15 protein-coding genes and 1 tRNA gene are annotated in these 21,242 nt (G+C 71.0%); 14 read left to right on the forward strand and 2 right to left on the reverse strand.

The window, feature by feature from the left end; all coding sequences use genetic code 11:
* Window positions 1-49 precede the first annotated feature (49 nt).
* The 5 genes from hisI (at window position 50) to pyk (ending at window position 5,948) form a co-directional block, all read left to right on the forward strand.
* Window positions 50-445 carry a phosphoribosyl-AMP cyclohydrolase gene (gene hisI, locus GVV75_RS01965; RefSeq protein WP_159625387.1) on the forward strand — a complete coding sequence of 132 codons (396 nt, stop codon included), beginning with the start codon at window positions 50-52 and terminating at the stop codon, window positions 443-445.
* Window positions 446-559: 114 nt separating this feature from the next.
* Entirely contained in the window at window positions 560-2,551 is a 1,992-nt protein-coding gene (locus GVV75_RS01970) for an OPT family oligopeptide transporter (RefSeq protein ID WP_159716763.1), read from the forward strand.
* 154 nt (window positions 2,552-2,705) lie between these two features.
* Window positions 2,706-3,530, forward strand: a complete 825-nt coding sequence (locus GVV75_RS01975) for an indole-3-glycerol phosphate synthase TrpC (protein WP_159716765.1) — start codon at window positions 2,706-2,708, stop codon at window positions 3,528-3,530.
* The gene (gene lgt / locus GVV75_RS01980; protein WP_235925143.1) at window positions 3,531-4,454 is read left to right on the forward strand and encodes a prolipoprotein diacylglyceryl transferase; all 924 of its coding nucleotides are present in this window, start codon (window positions 3,531-3,533) and stop codon (window positions 4,452-4,454) included.
* A 63-nt stretch (window positions 4,455-4,517) separates the two neighbouring features.
* Window positions 4,518-5,948 carry a pyruvate kinase gene (gene pyk, locus GVV75_RS01985; protein WP_159523030.1) on the forward strand — a complete coding sequence of 477 codons (1,431 nt, stop codon included), beginning with the start codon at window positions 4,518-4,520 and terminating at the stop codon, window positions 5,946-5,948.
* Between the two features lie 138 nt (window positions 5,949-6,086).
* Here the strand turns inward: pyk and GVV75_RS01990 are convergent.
* A tRNA-Leu gene (locus GVV75_RS01990) sits at window positions 6,087-6,163 on the reverse strand.
* Between the two features lie 111 nt (window positions 6,164-6,274).
* On the opposite strand from GVV75_RS01990, the gene GVV75_RS01995 reads away from it, so the two are divergent.
* A complete protein-coding gene (locus GVV75_RS01995) occupies window positions 6,275-6,919 on the forward strand; it encodes an ANTAR domain-containing response regulator (protein ID WP_159716767.1) in 645 nt (214 codons plus the stop codon).
* A gap of 123 nt (window positions 6,920-7,042) precedes the next feature.
* Here GVV75_RS01995 and GVV75_RS02000 read toward each other — a convergent pair whose 3' ends face one another.
* Complete coding sequence (locus tag GVV75_RS02000) at window positions 7,043-7,657, reverse strand: PaaI family thioesterase (protein WP_201288683.1); 615 nt, start codon at window positions 7,655-7,657, stop codon at window positions 7,043-7,045.
* 18 nt (window positions 7,658-7,675) lie between these two features.
* On the opposite strand from GVV75_RS02000, the gene polA reads away from it, so the two are divergent.
* From polA to GVV75_RS02040, 8 genes are all read left to right on the forward strand, one after another.
* Window positions 7,676-10,462 carry a DNA polymerase I gene (polA, locus tag GVV75_RS02005; RefSeq protein WP_159813257.1) on the forward strand — a complete coding sequence of 929 codons (2,787 nt, stop codon included), beginning with the start codon at window positions 7,676-7,678 and terminating at the stop codon, window positions 10,460-10,462.
* A gap of 241 nt (window positions 10,463-10,703) precedes the next feature.
* On the forward strand, window positions 10,704-12,155 hold the full coding sequence (gene rpsA, locus GVV75_RS02010; RefSeq protein WP_159523024.1) for a 30S ribosomal protein S1: 1,452 nt from the start codon (window positions 10,704-10,706) through the stop codon (window positions 12,153-12,155).
* 177 nt (window positions 12,156-12,332) lie between these two features.
* Window positions 12,333-14,075 carry a hypothetical protein gene (locus GVV75_RS02015; RefSeq protein ID WP_159813258.1) on the forward strand — a complete coding sequence of 581 codons (1,743 nt, stop codon included), beginning with the start codon at window positions 12,333-12,335 and terminating at the stop codon, window positions 14,073-14,075.
* A complete protein-coding gene (gene coaE / locus GVV75_RS02020) occupies window positions 14,059-14,937 on the forward strand; it encodes a dephospho-CoA kinase (protein WP_236266026.1) in 879 nt (292 codons plus the stop codon). Before GVV75_RS02015 ends, coaE begins: the two co-directional genes overlap by 17 nt.
* A gap of 102 nt (window positions 14,938-15,039) precedes the next feature.
* Window positions 15,040-17,136 carry an excinuclease ABC subunit UvrB gene (uvrB, locus tag GVV75_RS02025; RefSeq protein ID WP_159625377.1) on the forward strand — a complete coding sequence of 699 codons (2,097 nt, stop codon included), beginning with the start codon at window positions 15,040-15,042 and terminating at the stop codon, window positions 17,134-17,136.
* A 216-nt stretch (window positions 17,137-17,352) separates the two neighbouring features.
* Complete coding sequence (locus GVV75_RS02030) at window positions 17,353-17,964, forward strand: hypothetical protein (RefSeq protein ID WP_236266027.1); 612 nt, start codon at window positions 17,353-17,355, stop codon at window positions 17,962-17,964.
* On the forward strand, window positions 17,961-19,481 hold the full coding sequence (locus GVV75_RS02035) for a glycosyltransferase family 2 protein (protein WP_159625375.1): 1,521 nt from the start codon (window positions 17,961-17,963) through the stop codon (window positions 19,479-19,481). Before GVV75_RS02030 ends, GVV75_RS02035 begins: the two co-directional genes overlap by 4 nt.
* Window positions 19,478-21,082 carry an ABC transporter gene (locus GVV75_RS02040; protein ID WP_159813259.1) on the forward strand — a complete coding sequence of 535 codons (1,605 nt, stop codon included), beginning with the start codon at window positions 19,478-19,480 and terminating at the stop codon, window positions 21,080-21,082. The genes GVV75_RS02035 and GVV75_RS02040 overlap by 4 nt, the downstream gene beginning before the upstream one ends.
* Window positions 21,083-21,242: the final 160 nt, after the last annotated feature.

The following is a 21,242-nucleotide window of genomic DNA, read 5'->3' on the forward strand; positions in this document are numbered from 1 at the left end:
CGCGGGCTCCCACGGGCGACGGCAGCCCCGGCCGTGCGAAGATGCGCCCATGAGCCATGACGCGCCCACCGCCCTCCAGCCTCTTCTCGATGAGGGCATCGCCTCCCGTCTCAAGCGGGACGAGCGGGGCCTCGTGTGCGCCGTCATCCAGCAGTGGGACACCCGTGAGGTGCTCATGGTCGGCTGGATGGATGATGAGGCCCTGCGGCGCACCCTCACCGAGGGGCGCGTCACCTTCTGGTCCCGCTCCCGCCAGGAGTACTGGCGGAAGGGGGACTCCTCCGGGCACGCCCAGTACGTCAAGGCCGTCAGCCTGGACTGCGACGGCGACGCCCTCCTGGTCGAGGTGGACCAGGTCGTCGCCGCCTGCCACACCGGCGAGCGCACCTGCTTCAACGCCGGCGGCGACCTGGGCGCCATCGTCGGCGCCCGTCCGGCCCCCTGAGCCGGCAACGCGCTACTCCAGGCACCAGTGCTACGGTGCGATGGCATCCTCCGATCCCGCGCGCCCGCGTGGCACCGGGATGCCCCATCGTCCACCGAGCAACGAGAGTTTCGCATGTCCTCCTCGTCCACCACGGGCGCGGCGGCGGGTACCCGGCCCCCCGCATCCCATCCCCTCAAGGAGCTCACGCTCCGCGGCATCCTCATCGGCGGGATCATCACGATCATCTTCACCGCCGCGAACGTCTACCTCGGGCTCAAGGCGGGACTGACCTTCGCCACCTCGATCCCGGCGGCCGTCATCTCCATGGCGATCCTGCGCTACTTCAAGGACCACACGGTCCAGGAGAACAACATCGTCCAGACCATCGCCTCCGCGGCGGGAACGCTGTCCGCCATCATCTTCGTCCTCCCGGGCCTCGTCATGGTCGGTTGGTGGCAGGGATTCCCGTACTGGCAGTCCGTGTTCGTCATCGCTCTGGGCGGGATCCTCGGCGTCATGTACTCCATCCCGCTGCGCCGCGCGCTCGTCACCCACTCCAGCCTGCCCTACCCCGAGGGCGTGGCCGCGGCCGAGGTCCTCAAGGTCGGTGACACCCGCGAGGGTGCCGATGACTCGCGCCTGGGGCTCATGGCCATCATCTGGGGCGGGCTGTCCTCCGCCGGGTTCGCCATCCTCGGCTCTCTCAAGGCCGTGTCCACCGAGGTCACCGGCGCCTTCAGGATCGGCGCGGGTGGGACGACGGTGGCCGGCTCCCTCTCCCTGGCCCTCATCGGCGTCGGCCACCTGGTCGGCATCGGCGTCGGCATCGCCATGATCGTCGGCCTGGTCATCTCCTACGGCGTGCTCCTGCCCATCCAGACCTCGGGCGAGCTCGACGGCGTCGAGGACCTCGCGGGCGCCGTCGGCGCCGTGTTCAAGAGCGACGTGCGCCTCATCGGCGCCGGCACCATCGCCGTGGCCGCCGTGTGGACGCTCATCAAACTCATGGGCCCGATCGTCACCGGCATCCGCGACTCGATCCGCTCCACGTCGCTGCGCGGCTCCGGGCAGGAGGTCGATCTGACCGAGCGCGACCTGTCGGCCAAGGTCGTCATCGCCGTCACCCTGGCCTCCATGCTGCCCATCGGCACGCTCCTGTGGCTCTTCGTCCGGGGCACCGCCATCGCGCACTCCGCCATCGGGCTCGTCATCGTCTCGATCATCTTCATCCTGCTCACCGGCCTGGCCGTGGCCTCGGTGTGCGGGTACATGGCCGGCCTCATCGGCGCCTCCAACTCCCCGATCTCCGGCGTCGGCATTATCGTGGCCATCGCCGCCGCGCTCCTCGTCAAGGCCGTCCACGGCGGCGTCCAGGGCGACCAGCTCCCCGCGCTCGTCGCCTACACGCTGTTCACCGCGGCCGTCGTCTTCGGCATCGCGACGATCTCCAATGACAACCTCCAGGACCTCAAGACGGGCCAGCTCGTGGGCGCCACCCCCTGGAAGCAGCAGGTCGCCCTCATCATCGGCGTGGGATTCGGCTCCATCATCATCCCGCCGGTCCTCAACCTCATGCAGACCGCCTTCGGGTTCCAGGGCGCCCCCGGCGCGGGGGACAACGCCCTCGCGGCCCCGCAGGCCTCCCTCATTTCCGATCTCATCAAGGGCGTCTTCGGCGGGGACCTGAACTGGGGCCTCCTGGGCCTGGGGGCCATCATCGGCGTGGTCGTCATCATCATCAACGAGACCCTGACCCGCACGACCAAGAACCTGTCCCTGCCCGGCCTGGCCGTCGGCATGGGCATGTACCTGCCCATGGCGATCACCATCATGATCCCCCTCGGCGCGCTTCTCGGCCTCCTCCACGACCGCTGGGCCGCGAAGCAGGCGGATCCCGAGCGCGCCAAGCGCATGGGCACCTTGGCCGCGACGGGCCTTATCGTCGGTGAGTCCCTGTGGGGCGTCGTCTACGCCGGCATCGTCGGCTTCTCGGGGGAGGAGGCGCCTCTGGCCCTCGTCCCCGACGGCTTCGAGACCGTCGCCTACTGGCTCGGCCCGGTGGTCTTCGCCCTCGTGACCGCCGGCATGTACTGGTACTCCCGCAAGGCGGCCCGCCGGGCCTGAGCGGCCCTTCGCCCTCCTGGCTCGCGGCCCCGCCCGGCGTGTCCGAATCCGTGCCGAGGATTTGCGCGCCGGGCGCTGCCTTGGGGACGATGGGAGCGGGTAACGATATGGGAACCGGCACAACGGGTCCCATTCAGACGCGAGGAGGTGCGCCGTGACATCCTTCGAGGAGATGGTCGTCTCCGCCCGCGCTGCCGTCGCGGGGCGCGAGTCACGCGTGCCCCTGGAAGAGATGCGGGACCGAGTCCGTGAGGCGGACAGCCCCACCAACGCCCTCGACGCCCTGCGCCCCCGCGACGGCTCGATCTCTGTCATCGCCGAGGTCAAGCGCGCCACCGCCACGTTCGCGGACCTCAGCGGGGTCGGGGACGTGGCCGTCCTGGCCCGCTTCTACGCCGCCGGGGGCGCCGCGGGCGTCTCCGTGGTCACCGAGCCCGTGCGCTCCCACGGCCGCCTGGCGGACCTCGACGTCGTGCGCGCCAGCATCGACGTGCCCATCCTCGTCAACGACCTCGTCGTCACCCCCTACCAGGTCCACGAGGCGAGGGTCCACGGGGCCGACCTCCTCCTCCTCGACGCCCGGCTCGAGCCGCTCGTCCTGGAGGCCCTCATCGAGCGCACGCACTCCCTGGGCATGCTCGCCGTCGTCGAGGCCCACTCCCGCAGGGAGGCGATCACCGCCGTGGAGACCGGGGCGCTGTGCGTGGCCGCCGATGCCCGCGACCCCTTCACCGGCCTGGTGGACCATCGCCGCTTCGAGCAGGTCGCCGAGGTCCTGCCCTCCTCCGTGCTGCGCGTGGCCACGGGCGGCGTCGCCGGTCCGAGGGACGTCATGTCCTACGCCCGCCGGGGCGCGGACGTGGTGCTCGTGGGGGAGGCCATCATCCGCTCCCAGGACCCCCAGCAGTTCGTCGCCGAGCTCGTCGCGGCGGGAAACCACCCCGCCCTCCAGAACGCCACCAACCGAGAGGTCAGCTGAGTGCCGCTCCCCATCGCAGCCGTCGGGGCCTCGCTCGTCCCCGCGTCGATCCCCAGCCCCCCGCAGTCCGTCTGGCACCTCGGCCCGATCCCGATCCGCGCCTACGCGATCTGCATCCTCGCCGGGGTCGCCCTGGCCGTGTGGTGGACGGATCGGCGCTACCGGGCCCGCGGCGGCCAGGCCGACCTCGCCCTCGACACGGCGATGCTCACCGTGCCCATCGGCATCGTTTGCGCCCGCCTCTACCACGTCGTCACCTCGCCGGACGCCTACTTCGGGCCGGACGGCGACCTCACGCGGGTCTGGCGCATCTGGGAGGGCGGCATCGGGATCTGGGGCGGCGTGGCGGGCGGCCTGATCAGCGGCGCCCTCTTCCTGCGCTACCGGGGCGTGCGCCTGGCGCCCTTCGCCGACGCCGTCGCCCCCGCCCTGCTGGCGGCGCAGGCCATCGGCCGCTTCGGCAACTGGTTCAACCAGGAGCTCTTCGGCGGGCCCACGACCCTGCCCTGGGGTCTTGAGATCGACCGGGCCCACCTGCCCGCCGGCTACCCGACCGGGACCCTCTTCCACCCGACCTTCCTCTACGAGGCCCTGTGGTCCGCCTTGGGCGTGTGCGCCCTGCTCTGGCTGGAGCGCCGCCTGCGCGGCGCAGGAGCGTGCGGCGGCCGCCTCCTGTGGGCCTACCTCATGGTCTACACCGCCGGCCGCGCCTGGGTAGAGCACCTGAGGATCGATGACGCCCAGCGCGTGCTCGGCCTGCGCCTCAACGAGTGGACCTCGCTGGTGGTCTTCGTCATCGGGCTCATCGGGTTCGTCGTCGTGACCCGCCGCGGTCCCGGTGACGCGATCACCGCCGACGGCGATGAGGCCGGTGGGGCCGAGGGCGGGGAGACCGCCGAGAGATCTGACGCGCCGACCCCGTGAGAAGGCCGACGATCCGCGCGGCCCTCGCCGTGGTGCCCACCGAGCTCGGCTAGCATTGGGGCCATGCGTAGAGCCAAGATCGTCTGCACCCTCGGTCCCGCCACAGATTCCCCCGAGCAGGTACAGGCGCTCGTGGACGCGGGCATGAACGTCGCCCGCATCAACCGCTCCCACGGCAGCGCCGAGGACCACGAGAAGGTCATCGCGCGCGTTCGCCAGGCCGCCGAGGCCTCCGGCCGCTCCATCGCCATCCTCGTGGACCTCCAGGGCCCCAAGATCCGCCTCGGCCGCTTCGTGGGCGACCAGAAGGTCATGCTCAACAAGGGCGACGAGTTCACCATCACCACGGATGACGTGCTCGGCACTGTCAAGCGCTCCTCCACCACCTTCAAGGGCCTGCCGGGGGACTGCCGCCCCGGCGACCGCCTCCTCATCGACGACGGCAACGTGGCCGTGCGCGTCACCGCCGTCACGGACACCGATGTGGTGACGAGGGTCGAGGTCCCCGGGTATGTCTCGAACAACAAGGGCATCAACCTGCCCGGCGTGGCCGTCTCCGTGCCGGCGCTCAGCGAGAAGGATCGCGAGGACCTGCGCTGGGCCCTGAGGGTCGGCGCGGATGTCATCGCCCTGTCCTTCGTGCGCGACGCTAACGATGTCAAGGATGTCCACGAGATCATGGACGAGGCCGGCGCGCGCATCCCCGTCATCGCCAAGATCGAGAAGCCCCAGGCGGTCGAGCACCTCCTGGAGATCGTCGACGCCTTCGACGGCATCATGGTGGCCCGCGGGGACCTTGGCGTGGAGATGCCCCTGGAGGCCGTGCCGCTGGTGCAGAAGCGCGCCATCGAGTTGGCCCGGCGCAACGCCAAGCCGGTCATCGTGGCCACCCAGGTGCTGGAGTCGATGATCCAGAACCCGCGCCCGACGCGCGCCGAGGCCTCGGACTGCGCCAACGCCATTCTCGACGGCGCCGACGCGGTCATGCTCTCCGGTGAGACCTCGGTGGGCGCCTACCCGATCGAGGCCGTGCGCACGATGGCCAACATCATCGAGAACGTTGAGGAGCACGGCGGCGAGCGCATTGCCCCACTGGGCTCCTTCCCGCAGACGCGCGGGGGCGCCCTGACGCGCGCCGCCGCTGAGATGGGCGAGCAGCTCGGCGCTGACTACCTCGTCACGTTCACCCAGTCCGGTGACACGGCCCGCCGCCTGTCCCGCCTGCGCTCACCCATCCCGCTGCTGGCCTTCACGCCGCTGACGACGACGCGCAACCAGCTCTCGGTCTCCTGGGGCGTGCAGACCTTCGAGGTCCCTGAGGTCCAGCACACCGATGAGATGGTGGCGCAGGTGGACAAGATCCTCCAGGACAAGCACCTCGCGCGGGTCGGTGATTCGGTGGTGATCGTCGCTGGCATGCCCCCGGGCACCCCGGGCTCCACGAACTCCATCCGCGTCCACACGGTGGGGGAGACAGCCGACTACCGCGGCTGAGCCGCTCCACGGCGCAGCGCTCCGCCGCGCGCCGACCGGTGCCATCCGCACCCACCGGAACGAAATCCACCCACAGGCGCGTCCTGCCCGCGCCTGTGGGTGGATTTCGCTCCGCTCGGTGCGAGAAGCGCTCCTCAGTGGTACCTCCGGTGGGACTCGAACCCACAACACTCCGATTTTGAGTCGGATGCCTCTGCCAGTTGGGCTACGGAGGCGCGTGACGACCGGGGCCGCCACGCGGTGGAACCGGGCAGTGACCGGCTCGTGTCCACCTGTGTCACTGTGATTGGCCCACCACGTACGGCGATCATACTAGACTTATGCCCGTGAGTACCGAGTCCCGCACTAGCGCCCGCCGGGTTCTCGTCGCAGAGGACGAGACCCTCATCCGTCTCGACATCGTCGAGACCCTCACCGAGGCCGGCTACGAGGTCGTCGCCGAGGCCGCGGATGGCGAGGAGGCTGTCCGCCTCGCGGGCGAGCATGAGCCCGACCTCTGCGTCATGGACGTCAAGATGCCCGTCATGGACGGCATCACCGCCGCGGAGCAGATCATCGAGAAGCACGGCTGTGCCGTCGTCATGCTCACCGCCTTCTCCCAGGCCGAGCTCGTCGAGCGCGCCAGTGCCGCTGGCGCCATGGCGTACGTCGTTAAGCCCTTCACTCCGGCGGACCTCCTGCCAGCCCTCGAGATCGCGTTCTCCCGCCACGAGGAGATCGCCTCCCTCGAATCCGAGATCGCCGACCTCAATGAGCGCTTCGAGACCCGCAAGCGGGTGGATCGCGCCAAGGGCCTGCTCATGGAGCGCATGGGCCTGTCCGAGCCCGAGGCATTCCGCTGGATGCAGAAGACCTCCATGAACCGGCGCCTGACCATGCGCGAGGTCGCCGACGCCGTCATCGAGCAGGTCGGCTCCGCCGCCAAGAGCAGCGGGAAGAGCGCCAAGGCCCCCAGGAGCGCGGACGCCTGAGCCCGGATCGGGGCGCACCAGTACCCCGAGCCTCAGCGTCACGTGCCTCGGAGTTCATGCGCCTCAGCGCCCATGCGGCGCGGGGGCGCTGGCCTCGCCTGAGCGGCCTTTTGGGGCGCCGCGTTAGACGAACATGCTCCGCAGCGTGCCCCGAGCGGTGGTCCTGCCCTCGTCGTCGCTGAGGACCACTTCGTAGACGCAGGTCTTCCTGCCCACGTGAACGGGCTGCGCCACCGCCGTCACCCATCCCTGCCGCACCGGGCGGAGGTGGCTGACCTGAAGTTCCGCGCCCATCGGGAGCATGCCCTCCGGCGCCGCCCGCCGGGCCGCGAAGGACGCCGCCGTCTCGATGAGCGCGGCGCTCGCGCCCCCGTGCAGGACCCCGGAGGCCTGCCGGGCGCCCTCGACGGGCATCCGCATGACCGTGCGCTGGGCGCCGAGCATGATGATCTGCATCCCCAGGGTCGCCATGAGGGTTCCCGCCTCGCGGTCCTCCATCGCGGTTCCCATGGCGGAGGCGGCCGACACGGCCGAGCCGGGGGGCAGTGGCACGGGGAACTGCCTCGTGCGCCGAGGGGGAAACGCCGCCGTCACCTCGGGCGACTCCGCCGACTCCCCGCTGGCGCCCGCCCCGGCGGGCCAGGCGGCCGCATCAGGGCTGATCGGGCTCGGCGCCGTCTCCGCGTCTGAGGGCGCCGGGCGGTCGGTCGGGAGGGCGCTGGGGCTCATGTCGCTCATACACCGTAGGCTGGCACGGTGAGCACCTCCACGACCAGACCCGCATCCTCATCGCAGGCTGGAGCGGCCCGCCGTCTGCTCCTCATCGACGGCCACTCCATGGCCTTCAGGGCCTACTACGCCCTGCCCGTGGAGAATTTCACGACCTCCACCGGCCAGGCCACCAACGCCGTCCACGGCTTCGCCTCCATGCTGCTCTCCCTCATCGAGCAGGAGGCGCCCACACATGTGGCTGTCGCCTTCGACCTGGCCGGCGGCACCTTCCGCACCGAGGAGTACTCCGAGTACAAGGGCACCCGGGATGCCACGCCCGAGCCCTTCATCGGGCAGGTCGAACTCATCCAGGAGGTCCTCGACGCGATGGGCGTGCGCTGGCTCACCAAGGACCGCTATGAGGCCGACGACATCCTCGCCACGCTGGCCTCCGCCGGCCAGGGGGAGGGCATGGAGGTCCTCCTGTGCTCAGGGGACCGCGACTCCTTCCAGACCGTCACCGAGCGATGCACCGTGCTCTACCCGATCAAAGGCGTGTCCACCCTGCGCCGCATGACCCCCGCCGAGGTGGAGGAGCGCTACGGCGTCACCCCCGAGCGCTACCCGCACCTGGCCGCCCTCGTGGGCGAGACGAGCGACAACCTGCCCGGCGTGCCCGGGGTGGGCCCCAAGACCGCCGCCAAGTGGATCGCCCAGTACGACGGCCTCGACGGCATCATCGCCAGCGCCGACCTGATCAAGGGCAAGGCGGGCCAGTCCCTGCGCGACCACCTCGACGACGTGCTGCGCAACCGCCGCCTCAACCGGCTGCTGACCGACCTCGACCTTGGCGTCGACCCCGCCCGCGACCTGGAGTACCGGGGCGCCGACCGCGCCGCGCTCACCCGCGTCATGGAGGCCCTGGAGTTCCGCACCATTCTCCAGCGCGCCCAGCGCGTCCTGCCCTTCGCCGACGCCTCCGACCACGGCCCCCAGGGCGCGGCCGCCCCTCACGGCCCCGCTTCCACCCTCGAGGCCCTCGCGCCGCGGGTCCTGGGCCAAGGCATCGAGCCCGGCCGCTTCGCCGAGGCCCTCCAGGACCTGGCCGAGGGCCCTCTCGGCCTCCATGTCATCGGTGATCCGCGCCCGGGCCTGGGCGACCCGCGCCTCGTGGCCCTCTCCGACGGCGAGAGGGCCGTCGTCGCCGACCCATCCCTGCTCCTGCCCGATGACGAGCGGGCCCTCGGAGCGCTCCTGGCCGATCCCGCCCGGCGCCTCGTCGTCGCCGACGCCAAAGGCGCCGCCCACGCCTTGGCAGCCCGGGGATTCGAGCTGCGTGGCGTGGTCGCGGACCCCTCCCTCGCCGGGTACCTGTGCCGCCCCGAGCAGCGCGGCTACGATGTCGACAGCCTCGTCCAGCGATGGCTCGGCATCGACCTAGCCTCCATGGAGGACGACGCCGGCGCCGACGGCGGCCAGCAGGGCTTCGACCTCGACGCCCTCACCGCGGGCGCCATCCCCGCCGACGCCCTGCGCTGCGCGCGCCGCGCCGCCGCCCTCCTGCCGCTCCAGGAGGCCCTCGACGCCCAGATGGGGGAGCGCGGCGCGCTGGCGCTCTTCACCGGTCTTGAGATGCCCGTCTCGGAGTGCCTGGGCAGGATGGAGGCCCTGGGCATCGCCGTCGACGACGACGTCCTGGCCGCCCGCGAGGCCGAGCTCGACGGGCGCGTCAACCACGCCCAGGCGGCCGCCTTCGAGGCCGCCGGGCACGAGCTCAACCTCTCCAGCCCCAAGCAGCTCCAAGCCGTCCTCTTCGACGAGCTCGGCATGCCCAAGACCCGCAAGACCAAGACCGGCCACACCACGGACGCCAGCGCCCTGGCCGAGCTCTACGCCAAAACCGGGCACCCCTTCCTCGCCCAGCTCCTGGAGCACCGCGACGCCATCAAGCTGCGCCAGACCGTCGAGGGGCTTCGCAAGGCGATCCAGCCCGATGGCCGCATCCGCACCACCTTCCAGCAGACCATCGCCGCCACCGGGCGTCTGTCCTCCATCGACCCCAACCTGCAGAACATCCCCGCCCGCACCGAGGAGGGGCGTCGCATCCGCGAGGCCTTCACCGTCGGCGAGGGCTACGAGTGCCTCATGACGGCGGACTACTCCCAGATCGAGATGCGCATCATGGCGCACCTGTCCGGGGACGGCGCCCTCATCGAGGCCTTCCGCTCCGGGGAGGACCTGCACCGCTACGTGGCCGCCCTCGTGCACCGCATCGACGTCGACGACGTCACCCCCGAGCAGCGCGGCCATGTCAAGGCCATGAGCTACGGGCTGGCCTACGGGCTGTCCACCTACGGCTTGGCCAAGCAGCTGGGCATCGAGACCGCCGAGGCCATGGCGCTGCGCGACGCCTACTTCTCCCGCTTCGGGCGCGTCCACGACTACCTTGAGGCCGTCGTCGACCAGGCGCGCCGCGACGGCTTCACCCAGACCATGCTGGGGCGGCGCCGCTACCTGCCGGACCTGAGCAGCGACAACCGTCAGCGCCGCGAGATGGCCGAGCGCGCCGCCCTCAACGCCCCCATCCAGGGCTCGGCAGCCGACATCGTCAAGCGCGCCATGGTGGACGTCGCGGAGGCGCTGACGGGGCGGGGCCTGGGCAGCCGCGTCCTCCTGCAGATCCATGACGAGCTCCTCCTGGAGATCGCGCCGGGGGAGGCCGACGACGTCGAGGCCCTCGTGAAGGAGCGCATGGGCGGGGCGGTCTCGCTGTCCGTGCCCCTGGACGTGTCCGTGGGGCGCGGCGGCACCTGGCGCGACGCCGCCCACTGAGCCCCGTCGTGTGAGGGATCCCATGATCGGGCGCGCGCCAGGGCTGTGGGAACCTCAGGGTTCCGAAACGCCGACGGCCTGGTAGAGTTCTGCGCGTGCGCCCCTCGGGCAGATCGCCCTCTCATGAGGTCTGATGATCAGCCCGGCCGTGTGGTGATGTCAGTCCGGGCTGTCTCATCGCGCGGGGGACGCATGGCATCTATCGTCCCGACCCTCAAGTCCGTTTCGGAGCAACCCCTACATGACCAACAACACGCCCAGCCCCGCCCCGGTCGCCGTCAACGACATCGGTTCGACCGAGGACATCCTCGCCGCCGTCGACGAGACCATCAAGTACTTCGATGACGGCGACATCGTCGAGGGCACCGTCGTCAAGGTCGACCACGACGAGGTCCTCCTCGACATCGGCTACAAGACCGAGGGCGTGATCCTCGCTCGTGAGCTGTCCATCAAGCACGACGTCGACCCCGACGAGATCGTCTCCGTCGGCGACGAGATCGAGGCCCTCGTGCTCCAGAAGGAGGACAAGGAGGGGCGCCTGCTCCTGAGCAAGAAGCGCGCCCAGTACGAGCGGGCCTGGGGCACCATCGAGCGCGTCAAGGAGGAGGACGGCGTCGTCACCGGCTCCGTCATCGAGGTCGTCAAGGGCGGCCTGATCCTCGACATCGGCCTGCGCGGCTTCCTGCCCGCCTCCCTGGTCGAGATGCGCCGCGTCCGCGACCTCCAGCCCTACGTGGGCCGCGAGCTTGAGGCCAAGATCATCGAGCTGGACAAGAACCGAAACAACGTGGTCCTTTCCCGCCGCGCCTTCCTCGAGCAGACCCAGTCCGAGGTCCGCACCAACTTCCTGCAGACCCTCGGCAAGAGCCAGGTCCGCACCGGCGTGGTCTCCTCCATCGTCAACTTCGGTGCCTTCGTGGACCTGGGCGGCGTCGACGGCCTCGTCCACGTCTCCGAGCTGTCCTGGAAGCACATCGACCACCCCTCGGAGGTCGTCGAGGTGGGCCAGGAGGTCACCGTCGAGGTCCTCGACGTCGACTTCGACCGCGAGCGCGTCTCCCTGTCGCTGAAGTCCACGCAGGAGGACCCGTGGCAGGCCTTCGCCCGCACCCACGCCATCGGCCAGGTCGTCCCCGGCAAGGTCACCAAGCTCGTTCCCTTCGGCGCGTTCGTCCGCGTCGAGGACGGCATCGAGGGCCTCGTCCACATCTCCGAGCTCGCCCAGCGCCACGTCGAGGTGCCCGAGCAGGTCGTCAAGGTCGGTGAGGACGTCTTCGTCAAGGTCATCGACATCGACCTCGAGCGCCGCCGGATCTCGCTGTCCCTCAAGCAGGCCAATGAGGGTGTCGACCCCGCCAGCGAGGACTTCGACCCCTCGCTCTACGGCATGGCCGCCGAGTACGACGAGAACGGCAACTACAAGTACCCCGAGGGCTTCGACCCGGAGACCAACGAGTGGCTCGAGGGCTTCGAGGCCCAGCGGGAGGCCTGGGAGGCCGAGTACGCGGCCGCCCACGCCCGTTGGGAGGCCCACAAGGCCCAGGTCGCCAAGGCCCAGGAGGAGGACCAGGACTCCGGCGAGGCCGTCCCCGCCGGCTCCACCTCCTACTCCTCGGCCCCCGCGGAGGCCACGGGCACCCTCGCCTCCGACGAGGCCCTGGCCGCCCTGCGCGAGAAGCTGACCGGCAACTGAGCGGTCAACGCGCGTAGCACTGCGACGGCGCGCCCCCGGCCCAGCGGCCGGGGGCGCGCCCGCGTCACGAGCGCGTCATGTCCGGCAGCGCTCCCCATCGCGAATGATCTAGTCTCTATGCGAGGCTGAACCAGGGCGGTGACCTGCCGCCGCAGTCAACCCCTGAGAGGCAGGATGATGAGCTGGTCCGACGACGCCGAGGCCCTGCGCGGTATCGGGGAACCGAGGTCCCCCTCCGGGGCGGCAGCGTTCCTCGCCGCTGTGACCTCGGCATTCGACGGCTCCGATCCCACGGATGCCGGCAGCCGGGAGGAGTTGCGCCACTCCGGGCTGGGGGACGCCCTCGCCGCCGTCGACCGCGCGGCGCTCGTGGCGCTCGCCGAGGACCCCCGGCTCAGCAGGGATGAGATCGAGACCGCGATCAGCCATTGCATCGGCATCCGGCGCGTGGCGGGCGCCTCCGAGGCGCCGACGCGCTACGCCCGCATCGAGATGTGCGCGGCGCTCGGCCAGCGCGCCGAGGCGCTTAGCGAGCTCCGCGAGGCCAGGCTCTTCTCCATGGGGGACGTCGATCCGCGAGTCACCCTGGCGGCGGCCACCTTCAACGATGACTTCTCCGGCGTCATCCGCACCGCCTCTTCCGCCACGCTGCGCAAGATCGCCGACCCGTCTGCAGCGGCCGAGGGACTGTCCTCCAGCCTTCTGCCGTATCTCGCGCAGGACCGCCGGGTCGAGGGCGAGGACGCGCTCGCCACCCTTGATGGCTTCCAGATCCCGGGCTGGCAGCGGTTGCGCGTGCTCGGCCGGCGCCTGGAGTACATGGCCCTGGCCGGCCAGTGGGAGCGGGCCATGGCCGTCATGCGGCACACCGACCTCAAGGACGGCTCGCAGTCCACCGCCTGGACCCTGATGAACACCGCCGCCTGCATGGCGCTGGTCCTGCGCGAGGCCGGGCGCGCCGGCTACGGCCAGAACGCGCTGGGTGCCGCCGTGCAGTTGCGCTCCGAGCCCGGGCCCGAGCTCGTGCTGACAGGCTGGGACACCGTCGCCCACGCCTACGACATGGCCACCACCTTCGCCCGAGTCCTGGCCCGAATCTTCGACGAGCGCAATGGCGGCAATGGCGTCTCGGAGCGCATCGAGACGCGCATGGCTGCCGAGGCCTCCAGCCTGCGCAACCGCTCCTACGGCACTATGACCGGTGGCTTCGGCGGGCGGGCCGAGACCGCCGCGAACCGCGCGGCCCTCATCCAGGAGACCCAGGAGCTGCTCGTCCTCGCCCGCGGCTACGGCCTCGGCGCGGTGCGCGAGCGGGCCATGCGCACCGCGGAGATGGTCAGCGACTCCCTTGCCGCGGGCATCGATGAGACCCAGCTCGAGGTCGTCATTGAGCTGCGTGTCGTCTTCGCCCGCCTTCTGCTCGCCCTGGGAGCCTACGAGCGAGCGGAGGGCGAGGCGCTGCGCACGGCGGAGCTGTGCCTGTCCCAGGGATGGCAGGAGATCGCCTGCGCCTCCTATGTGACGGCCGGACGAGCGGCCTCCGAGCGCCACGAGGCCTCCGCCGCCCGCGAGCACGCCGGCCGGGTCGGCGCGATCCTCAATGACTGGGGCACCAGCCGCATGAGCGAGCGCCTGACGGTGCTCGTCGAGGCCATCGGGGACCACGCCAGTTCGGCCCTGCTCCTCACCGATCTTGCCGAGCGCACCTCCCAGGACGTCGAGGAGGACAACACCCTGGCCGCCCCCACCCGCGAGACCTGCCGGAAGGCGCGCTCTGAGCTCGGCAAGGTGGGCCGCGCCCCCGAGGGTGTCGAGGCCCGCCTGAGCGCCGTTGAGGAGAGGATCGCCCCCTACGGCCGCGGCCGGGGAGGCCGGCACCGTGCCGCCGGATTAGCGGCCACCGATGACGCGCCGGCCTGACACGGCGATCAGGCTGTGGGAGGGGCAGATCGCGGCCTCTTTAGTGGGGCGCCTGAGGGCTCATGGGCACCCCTTCGCCCTCGCTGATCCCGCGGCGCCCTCCCAACCGGGCGCCATCCTCGGCCTGCCCGCCCCCGGATCCCTTCCCCCCGGCACGGGCGAGCGAGCCCTGCTCGCCCTCATCAGGGAGCGGGCGGAGCTCCTCGCCCGTGGGCGCGCCTTCGCGGCCGGGATGGGCCGACCGGCCGCCCCCCGCGGTCAGCGCGCCCTGCGCGTGGGCCTGACCGGCGGCATCGGCACCGGCAAGTCCACCGTCGCCCGCCTCCTCGCCGAGCATGGGGCGGGCGTCGTCGACGCCGACGCGATCGCCCGGGAGGTCCTCGCACCCGGTGGCGAGGCCCTGGCGGAAGCGACCACGGCCTTCGGGGGCGGCATCCTCGCCGCGGACGGCTCCCTCAACAGGGCCGTGCTGGCGGGCCGCGTCTTCGCGGACCCCGCCGCCCGGGCGCGCCTGGACGCCATCACCCTGCCTCGCATCGCCGAGTTGGCCGCCTACCGGCTGGAGGCCGTGCCCCCGGGCAGGGTCGCCGTCTACGACGTGCCGCTCCTGGCCGAGAGCGGCATAGCCGACCTGTTCGACTGCGTCATCGTCGTCGAAGCGCCCCTGGAGGCGCGGCTCGCCCGGCTCGCCCGGCGCGGGATGGACGAGGCGGACGCGCTGCGGCGGATCGCCGCCCAGGCCAGTGACGCGCGGCGCCGCTGCCTGGCAGACATCGTGCTGCCCAATGATCGAGGCGAGCAGGACCTTGCCGACGCCGTCACCCGGATGTGGGAGGACCGGGTGGAGCCAGCCCTGTCCTGACCCCCACTGGGCCGCGGGGGCGGCGGCCCGCCGATCGTGCCGACCGCGCGGAAGACTGACCGTCGTCGAGCAGGGGAAGCGCGCAGCAGTAGCCTAAAGCCTATGCGCCCCGTCACCGACCTGCGTCGAACCGACAAGCCCTTCGAGGTGGTCAGCCAGTACACGCCCAGCGGCGACCAGCCCACCGCCATCAATGAGCTCGCCGAGCGCTTGAGCGCGGGGGAGAAGGACATCGTCCTGCTCGGTGCCACCGGCACCGGGAAGTCCGCCACCACCGCCTGGCTCGTGGAGAGGACGCAGCGCCCCACCCTCATCCTGGAGCCGAATAAGACGCTGGCCGCGCAGATGGCCGCGGAGTTCCGCGAGCTCCTGCCGAACAACGCGGTGGAGTACTTCGTCTCCTACTACGACTACTACCAGCCCGAGGCCTACGTCCCCCAGACGGACACCTTCATCGAGAAGGACTCCTCCATCAACGACGAGGTCGAGCGACTGCGCCACAGCGCCACGAACTCCCTGCTCACGCGCCGCGACGTCGTCGTGGTCTCCTCGGTGTCCTGCATCTACGGCCTGGGCACGCCCCAGGAGTACGTCGACCGCATGACTCCCCTGGCGGTGGGCGACCGGATCGACCGCGACGAGCTCCTGCGCCGCTTCGTCGGCATGCAGTACACCCGCAACGACATCGACTTCACCCGCGGGACCTTCCGCGTGCGCGGGGACACCGTCGAGATCATCCCCATGTATGAGGAGCTCGCCATCCGCATCGAGTTCTTCGGCGATGAGATCGAGTCCCTGGCCACCCTCCACCCCGTCACCGGTGACGTCATCGCCCCCGCCGAGCAGGTGTTCGTATTCCCCGCCTCCCACTACGTGGCCGGGCCCGAGCGCATGAGCCGCGCCATCGAGGGCATCGAGGCCGAGCTCGCCGAGCGCCTGGCCGTCCTCGAGCGCGACGGCAAGCTCCTCGAGGCCCAGCGCCTGCGCATGCGCACCACGTACGACCTGGAGATGATGCGCCAGATCGGCATGTGCTCGGGCATCGAGAACTACTCGATGCACATCGACGGGCGCAGCCCCGGCACCCCGCCCAACACGCTGCTCGACTACTTCCCCGAGGACTTCCTCCTCGTCATCGACGAGTCGCACGTGACCGTCCCCCAGATCGGCGCCATGCACGAGGGCGACGCGTCCCGCAAGCGCACCCTCGTCGACCACGGCTTCCGCCTGCCCAGCGCCCTGGACAACCGACCGCTGACCTTCACGGAGTTCGAGAACCGCATCGGCCAGACCGTCTACCTGTCCGCCACCCCCGGTGACTACGAGACACGGCGCTCCGACGGCGTGGTCGAGCAGATCATCCGCCCCACCGGGCTCGTGGACCCCAGGATCGTCGTCAAGCCGACCCAGGGGCAGATCGACGACCTCCTTGAGGAGGTGCGCCAGCGGGTGGACAAGGACGAGCGCGTCCTGGTCACCACGCTCACCAAGCGCATGGCGGAGGACCTGACCACCTATATGGCCGAGCGCGGCGTGCGCGTGGAGTACCTGCACTCCGACGTCGACACCCTGCGGCGTGTCGAGCTCTTGCGCGAGCTCCGGCAGGGCCGCTTCGACGTCCTCGTCGGCATCAACCTCCTGCGCGAGGGCCTGGACCTGCCCGAGGTCTCGCTGGTGTCCATCCTCGATGCCGACAAGGAGGGCTTCCTGCGCTCCACGAGATCCCTCATCCAGACCATCGGCCGCGCGGCGCGCAACGTCTCCGGCGAGGTCCACATGTACGCCGATACCACCACCCCCGCCATGGCGGAGGCCATCGAGGAGACCGAGCGCCGCCGCGCCCTCCAACTCGCCTACAACGAGGCCAACGGCATCGACCCCCAGCCCCTGCGCAAGAGGATCGCGGATGTCACCGACATGCTCGCCCGGGAGGACGTCGACACCGCCGAGCTTCTCGCCGGCGGGTATCGGGGACACGAGGAGGCCTCGGCGCGCAAAGGCCGTAAGAAGGCCGCCGAGGCCACGGTCCGCGAGCGCCTCGCCGGGGCGGCGCAGGGCGATCTCGCCGCTCTCATCACCGAGCTCACTGAGCAGATGCGCGCGGCGGCGGTTGACCTCCAGTTCGAGCTCGCCGCGCGATTGCGAGATGAGATCCAGGACCTGAAGAAGGAGTTGCGCGCCATGCGGGAGACGAGCTGACCCGCTGCCGCCCATGGCGCCGCCGCGGTCCTCAGACCATGAGCGGAGGGCGCGGAAACACGTGTATCACAGAGGATTCACGGGGCAGTAACGAATCGCTCGCCATGTGCGGGGTTGTCCGCTATCATCCCGAGAGGCGGGACCCTGCCCGCTTCCCCATCTCGTTCTGCTGCTCCCTGACGGCATCCCCCTCCAACAGAAGAGCCCGCCCCTCCCATGAGCAGTCCCGGCCTGGCGGCAGCGCGCCCGCCCTCACGCGCCTTCAAGATCCCGCGGCTCGTGCCGCACCTCCTCATCCTCACCATGATCGCGTTGATCGCGATCCTCCTCGTTCCCGGGCCGGCCATCACGGCGGGCGCCCGGATGTGGAGGATCGGCGCCGTGATCCTCGCGCTCGCCCTCGTGATGACGCGCCGCAAGCAGCCCCGCATCGACGACCGGGATCTCGACCGGATCCTCGCCGTCGGCGGCTTCGTGACCGCCGCGTGGATCATCACGCACTGGGACACCGCGACGCATCAGGCCGCCGCGGTGCTCGCCGCCGCCTCGGCGGGCCTGGGCCTGGCGCTGTGGGTCGTGGGGACCCGCGAGACCTCCTGGCTCGCCCCCGCGATCGCGCCCCTGGGCCTGAGCCTGGTCCCCTCTCTCGGCTCGGTGATGCTCGGGATGATCGCGCTGGCGCTGTGCGCGCTGGCGGCCCTGGCCCTCATCGTCGCCAACGGCCCCGCCCCACGGCGGCAGTTCCAGCGGATCGTACCCGCGCGCCTCGTCGTCCCCGCGCTCGCCGCCATTGCGCTGGCCGCGGTGGCCAGGGGGTGGTTCGCGTGAGCAACGTCCGTGTCCTGCCCAGGCGGGACCGCCACGTCATCGACCTGCCCGATCCCGAGGAGCTCGTCGACCAGGGCGAGCGGGCCCTGGACCTCGCCTGCTACGGCCTGTCCGAGGCGGCGCCCGAGTACTCCGCCAGGGGAGTGCTGGTGGCCTGGCAGCGAGTGGCGCTTATTGCCGCCGTCGCGCTGGTCATCCTCGGCCTTGTCTTCGTCCCGAGGGCCACCGGGATCGCCGTCGTCGCCATCGTCACCGCCGTCTACGGCATCGCGCTCGTCTACCGGCTCGCCCTGTTCCACCTGGGAGCCAAGGGCGGGCATGTCGTCACGGTGAGCGATGAGGAGGCGCGCGCCGTGCCCCATGCCGAACTGCCCCGATACACCGTGCTCGTCCCGGTCTTCCACGAGCCCCTTCTCGGCGAGCTCGTGGCGAGGCTGGAGCGCCTGGAGTACCCCCGCCACCTCCTCGACATCCGCCTCCTCCTGGAGGCCGACGACGAGGAGACCAACGCGGCCGCCTCCGGGCTCGCCCTCGGCCGGCACGTCACCGTTGTGCGAGTGCCCGCCCACGAGCCGCGCACGAAGCCGAAGGCCTGCAACTACGGCTTCCTCATCTCCGAGAGCGGCATGTGCACGATCTACGACGCCGAGGACTCGCCCGATCCCCTCCAGTTGCTGCGCGCCGTCGTCGCGATGAGGAGGCTCGGGCCCCGCTACGCCTGCGTGCAGGCCCGACTCGGCTTCTACAACGCCGACCAGAACCTTCTCACCCGCTGGTTCGCGCTCGACTACGGATCATGGTTCGGCAACCTCCTGCCCGGGCTCGTGGCCCTCGGCGCGCCGATCCCGCTGGGCGGCACCTCCAACCACTTCCGCTCCGACGTGCTGCGGCGGGTTGGGGCCTGGGATCCCTGGAACGTCACCGAGGACGCCGACCTGGGGCTGCGCCTGGCCCGGGCCGGCTACCAGGTGGGAGTCCTCGACTCGGACACGGGGGAGGAGGCCAACCCCGACGCCATCAACTGGGTGCGCCAGCGCTCCCGCTGGTACAAGGGCTACTTGCAGACCTTCCTCGTCCACATGCGCAGGCCTGGGCTCGTCAACCGCCAGCTCGGCGCGAGGGGCATGGTCGGCCTCGTCATCTTCATCGCGGGCACGCCGCTGCTCTCAGCGCTCAACGGGTTCTTCTGGGCCCTGACGGTCGTCTGGTTCACCTCCCACGACCCGGCGGTGGCGGCCCTGTTCCCACCAGCCATCTACTACCTGGGCATGGTCAGCCTCATCCTCGGCAACCTCGCGGTGCTGTACATGGGGCTGTTCACCGCCCGGCAGATGGAGCGCCTGGGGCTCCTCATCCCCGCGCTCCTCATGCCGCTGTACTGGATCCTCATGTGGCTGGCGGCGGTCAAGGCGGTGCTGCAACTCATCACGGCGCCCTCCTACTGGGAGAAGACCGCGCACGGCCTCCACAAGGCTGAGGCGCCCCAGGCCGCGCAGACCGCGGGGGTGGCGGCATGACCAGGCATCGCCTTGACCCCGCTCGAAGGAGGCAGCGGAGGATCGGGTGGGGGGTCGTCGCCACGGCGCTCGTCCTCTACCTCGGGGTGGGCTGGTGGCTCAGCGCCCACGACCTCATCTTCCCCGACGCGATGAGCCGCGTCGCCAACGGCTACTACACGATGCGCAGCCGGGATCCGCACCTGGCCGCCATCGGCTTCGTGTGGAACCCGCTGCCCTCGTTGGCCGTCATCCCCCTCCTCCTGCTCACGCCGATCTGGCCGACCCTGGCCTCCAAGGCCGTGGCGGGGTGCCTCGTGTCCGTGGCGTGCGGGGCGGTGACGGTGGGACTCATGCACCGCCTACTGGCGCTTCTGGGCTCCCATGGCCCGGCGCGCATCCTGCTTACCGCCGCCTTCGCCCTCCATCCCCTGGTGCTGCTTGGCGCCACGACGGGAGCCAGCGAGGCTATGCTCCTTCTGACCTGCGCGTTCATGGCCGTGCGGCTCGCGCTGTGGTTGGGAGACCCCAAGCCCTGGCTGCTGGTCCAGGTGGGGGTGGGCGCCGGGGTCGCCTACCTTGTGCGCTACGAGGCGCTGGCGGCGGGCGCGGCCATCGCCGTGCTCGTGGCAGGAGCCTCGTGGTGGCGCTCCCGCGGGCGGAAGGGCGGTGACGGAGCCATCGGCATCGCTTGCCTCGACGTCGCGCTGGTCATCGCGCCCATCGCCGCGGCGTTCGGCCTGTGGGCGCTGGCCAGCAAAATCGTCGTCGGCTCCTGGCTGGAGACCTTCACCTCCCAGTACGGCAACTCGGCGCAGGTCGGGGCCTTTCGGGCCTCCATCGATGGCATCGTCGGGACGGGCGGCGGCGCGCAGCTGGCCTATGTCTCTGAGCAGTTGCTCCGTACGGCGCCGCTGGCGATCCCCCTGACGATCATCGCCCTGGTCGTGGCCTGGCGGCGCCGCGAGCCGGCCCTCCTTGCCCCGGTGTTCGTCTTCGGATCGATCCTGCTGTTCCAGAACCTCGCCTTCCTGCGGGGGATGTCCTTCGGATGGATCCGCTTCCAGATCGCGGCCGTGCCCCTGGCAATACTCACCGCCGGATACCTCGTCGCGGCGGTGGGCAGCGGCGCGCGCGGGCGGCGGGCCCGGCGGGCCCTCGCGGTCGGCCTCGTGGCCGCGGTGGTGCTGGTGCTTCCCCTCGCCTGGGTCACAGAGGCCGACCCCCGCTTCGGGCGTGAAGAGGTCTTGGCGCGTGAGGTCGCCGGCGGCGACCAGTACGGGATGGAGGCCGCTGTCGCCCGGGACATCAAGAGCATGGGGCTGGGCGAGGGGGCGGTCATCACTGATGTCGCCTACTCCTTCCCGATCATCCTCGCCTCCCAGGAGCCTAAGGTCTTCACGATCACGACCGACCGCGACTTCGAGGATCGCCTGGCGGATCCCGGCGGCGCCTCCGTCCTCTACGCGCTCGTCAGCGCCCCGGACAGCGCCCCCGCGGACGCGGTGGACAAGGCGTACCCGGGCATGTGGGAAAACGGCGCCGGCGTGGCCACCCTGGCCAGGGAGTGGAAGGACGGCCGGGGCCTCACCTGGCGCCTCTACCGCTTCAACGACGCCTGAGGGCCGGCGGCGCCCGCGGGCCCGCGCGGCGCCGGGATGGCCCTCGGCGCGGATCACACGACTGAGGAGCGATCGACTCGCGACCCATGGTGGCCGGGCCGCTAGACTGCGAGGCGCAACCGCACATGTCGGAGGGGAGTACTCCCACCAACAGCGGCGT

Origin of the sequence: Actinomyces sp. zg328, assembly GCF_009829635.1 — a bacterium.
In the GTDB taxonomy this organism is placed as follows: Bacteria; Actinomycetota; Actinomycetes; order Actinomycetales; family Actinomycetaceae; genus Actinomyces; species Actinomyces marmotae.

Excerpts from the sequence above, each read along its gene's own strand:
- hisI (WP_159625387.1), top strand. The coding sequence starts at position 50 with ATGAGCCATGACGCGCCCACCGCCCTCCAGCCTCTTCTCGATGAGGGC.
- GVV75_RS02015 (WP_159813258.1), top strand. The coding sequence starts at position 12,333 with ATGAGCTGGTCCGACGACGCCGAGGCCCTGCGCGGTATCGGGGAACCG.
- rpsA (WP_159523024.1), top strand. The coding sequence starts at position 10,704 with ATGACCAACAACACGCCCAGCCCCGCCCCGGTCGCCGTCAACGACATC.
- GVV75_RS02030 (WP_236266027.1), top strand. The coding sequence starts at position 17,353 with ATGAGCAGTCCCGGCCTGGCGGCAGCGCGCCCGCCCTCACGCGCCTTC.
- uvrB (WP_159625377.1), top strand. The coding sequence starts at position 15,040 with ATGCGCCCCGTCACCGACCTGCGTCGAACCGACAAGCCCTTCGAGGTG.
- GVV75_RS01970 (WP_159716763.1), top strand. The coding sequence starts at position 560 with ATGTCCTCCTCGTCCACCACGGGCGCGGCGGCGGGTACCCGGCCCCCC.
- GVV75_RS02040 (WP_159813259.1), top strand. The coding sequence starts at position 19,478 with ATGACCAGGCATCGCCTTGACCCCGCTCGAAGGAGGCAGCGGAGGATC.
- pyk (WP_159523030.1), top strand. The coding sequence starts at position 4,518 with ATGCGTAGAGCCAAGATCGTCTGCACCCTCGGTCCCGCCACAGATTCC.
- coaE (WP_236266026.1), top strand. The coding sequence starts at position 14,059 with ATGACGCGCCGGCCTGACACGGCGATCAGGCTGTGGGAGGGGCAGATC.
- GVV75_RS02000 (WP_201288683.1), bottom strand. The coding sequence starts at position 7,657 with ATGAGCGACATGAGCCCCAGCGCCCTCCCGACCGACCGCCCGGCGCCC.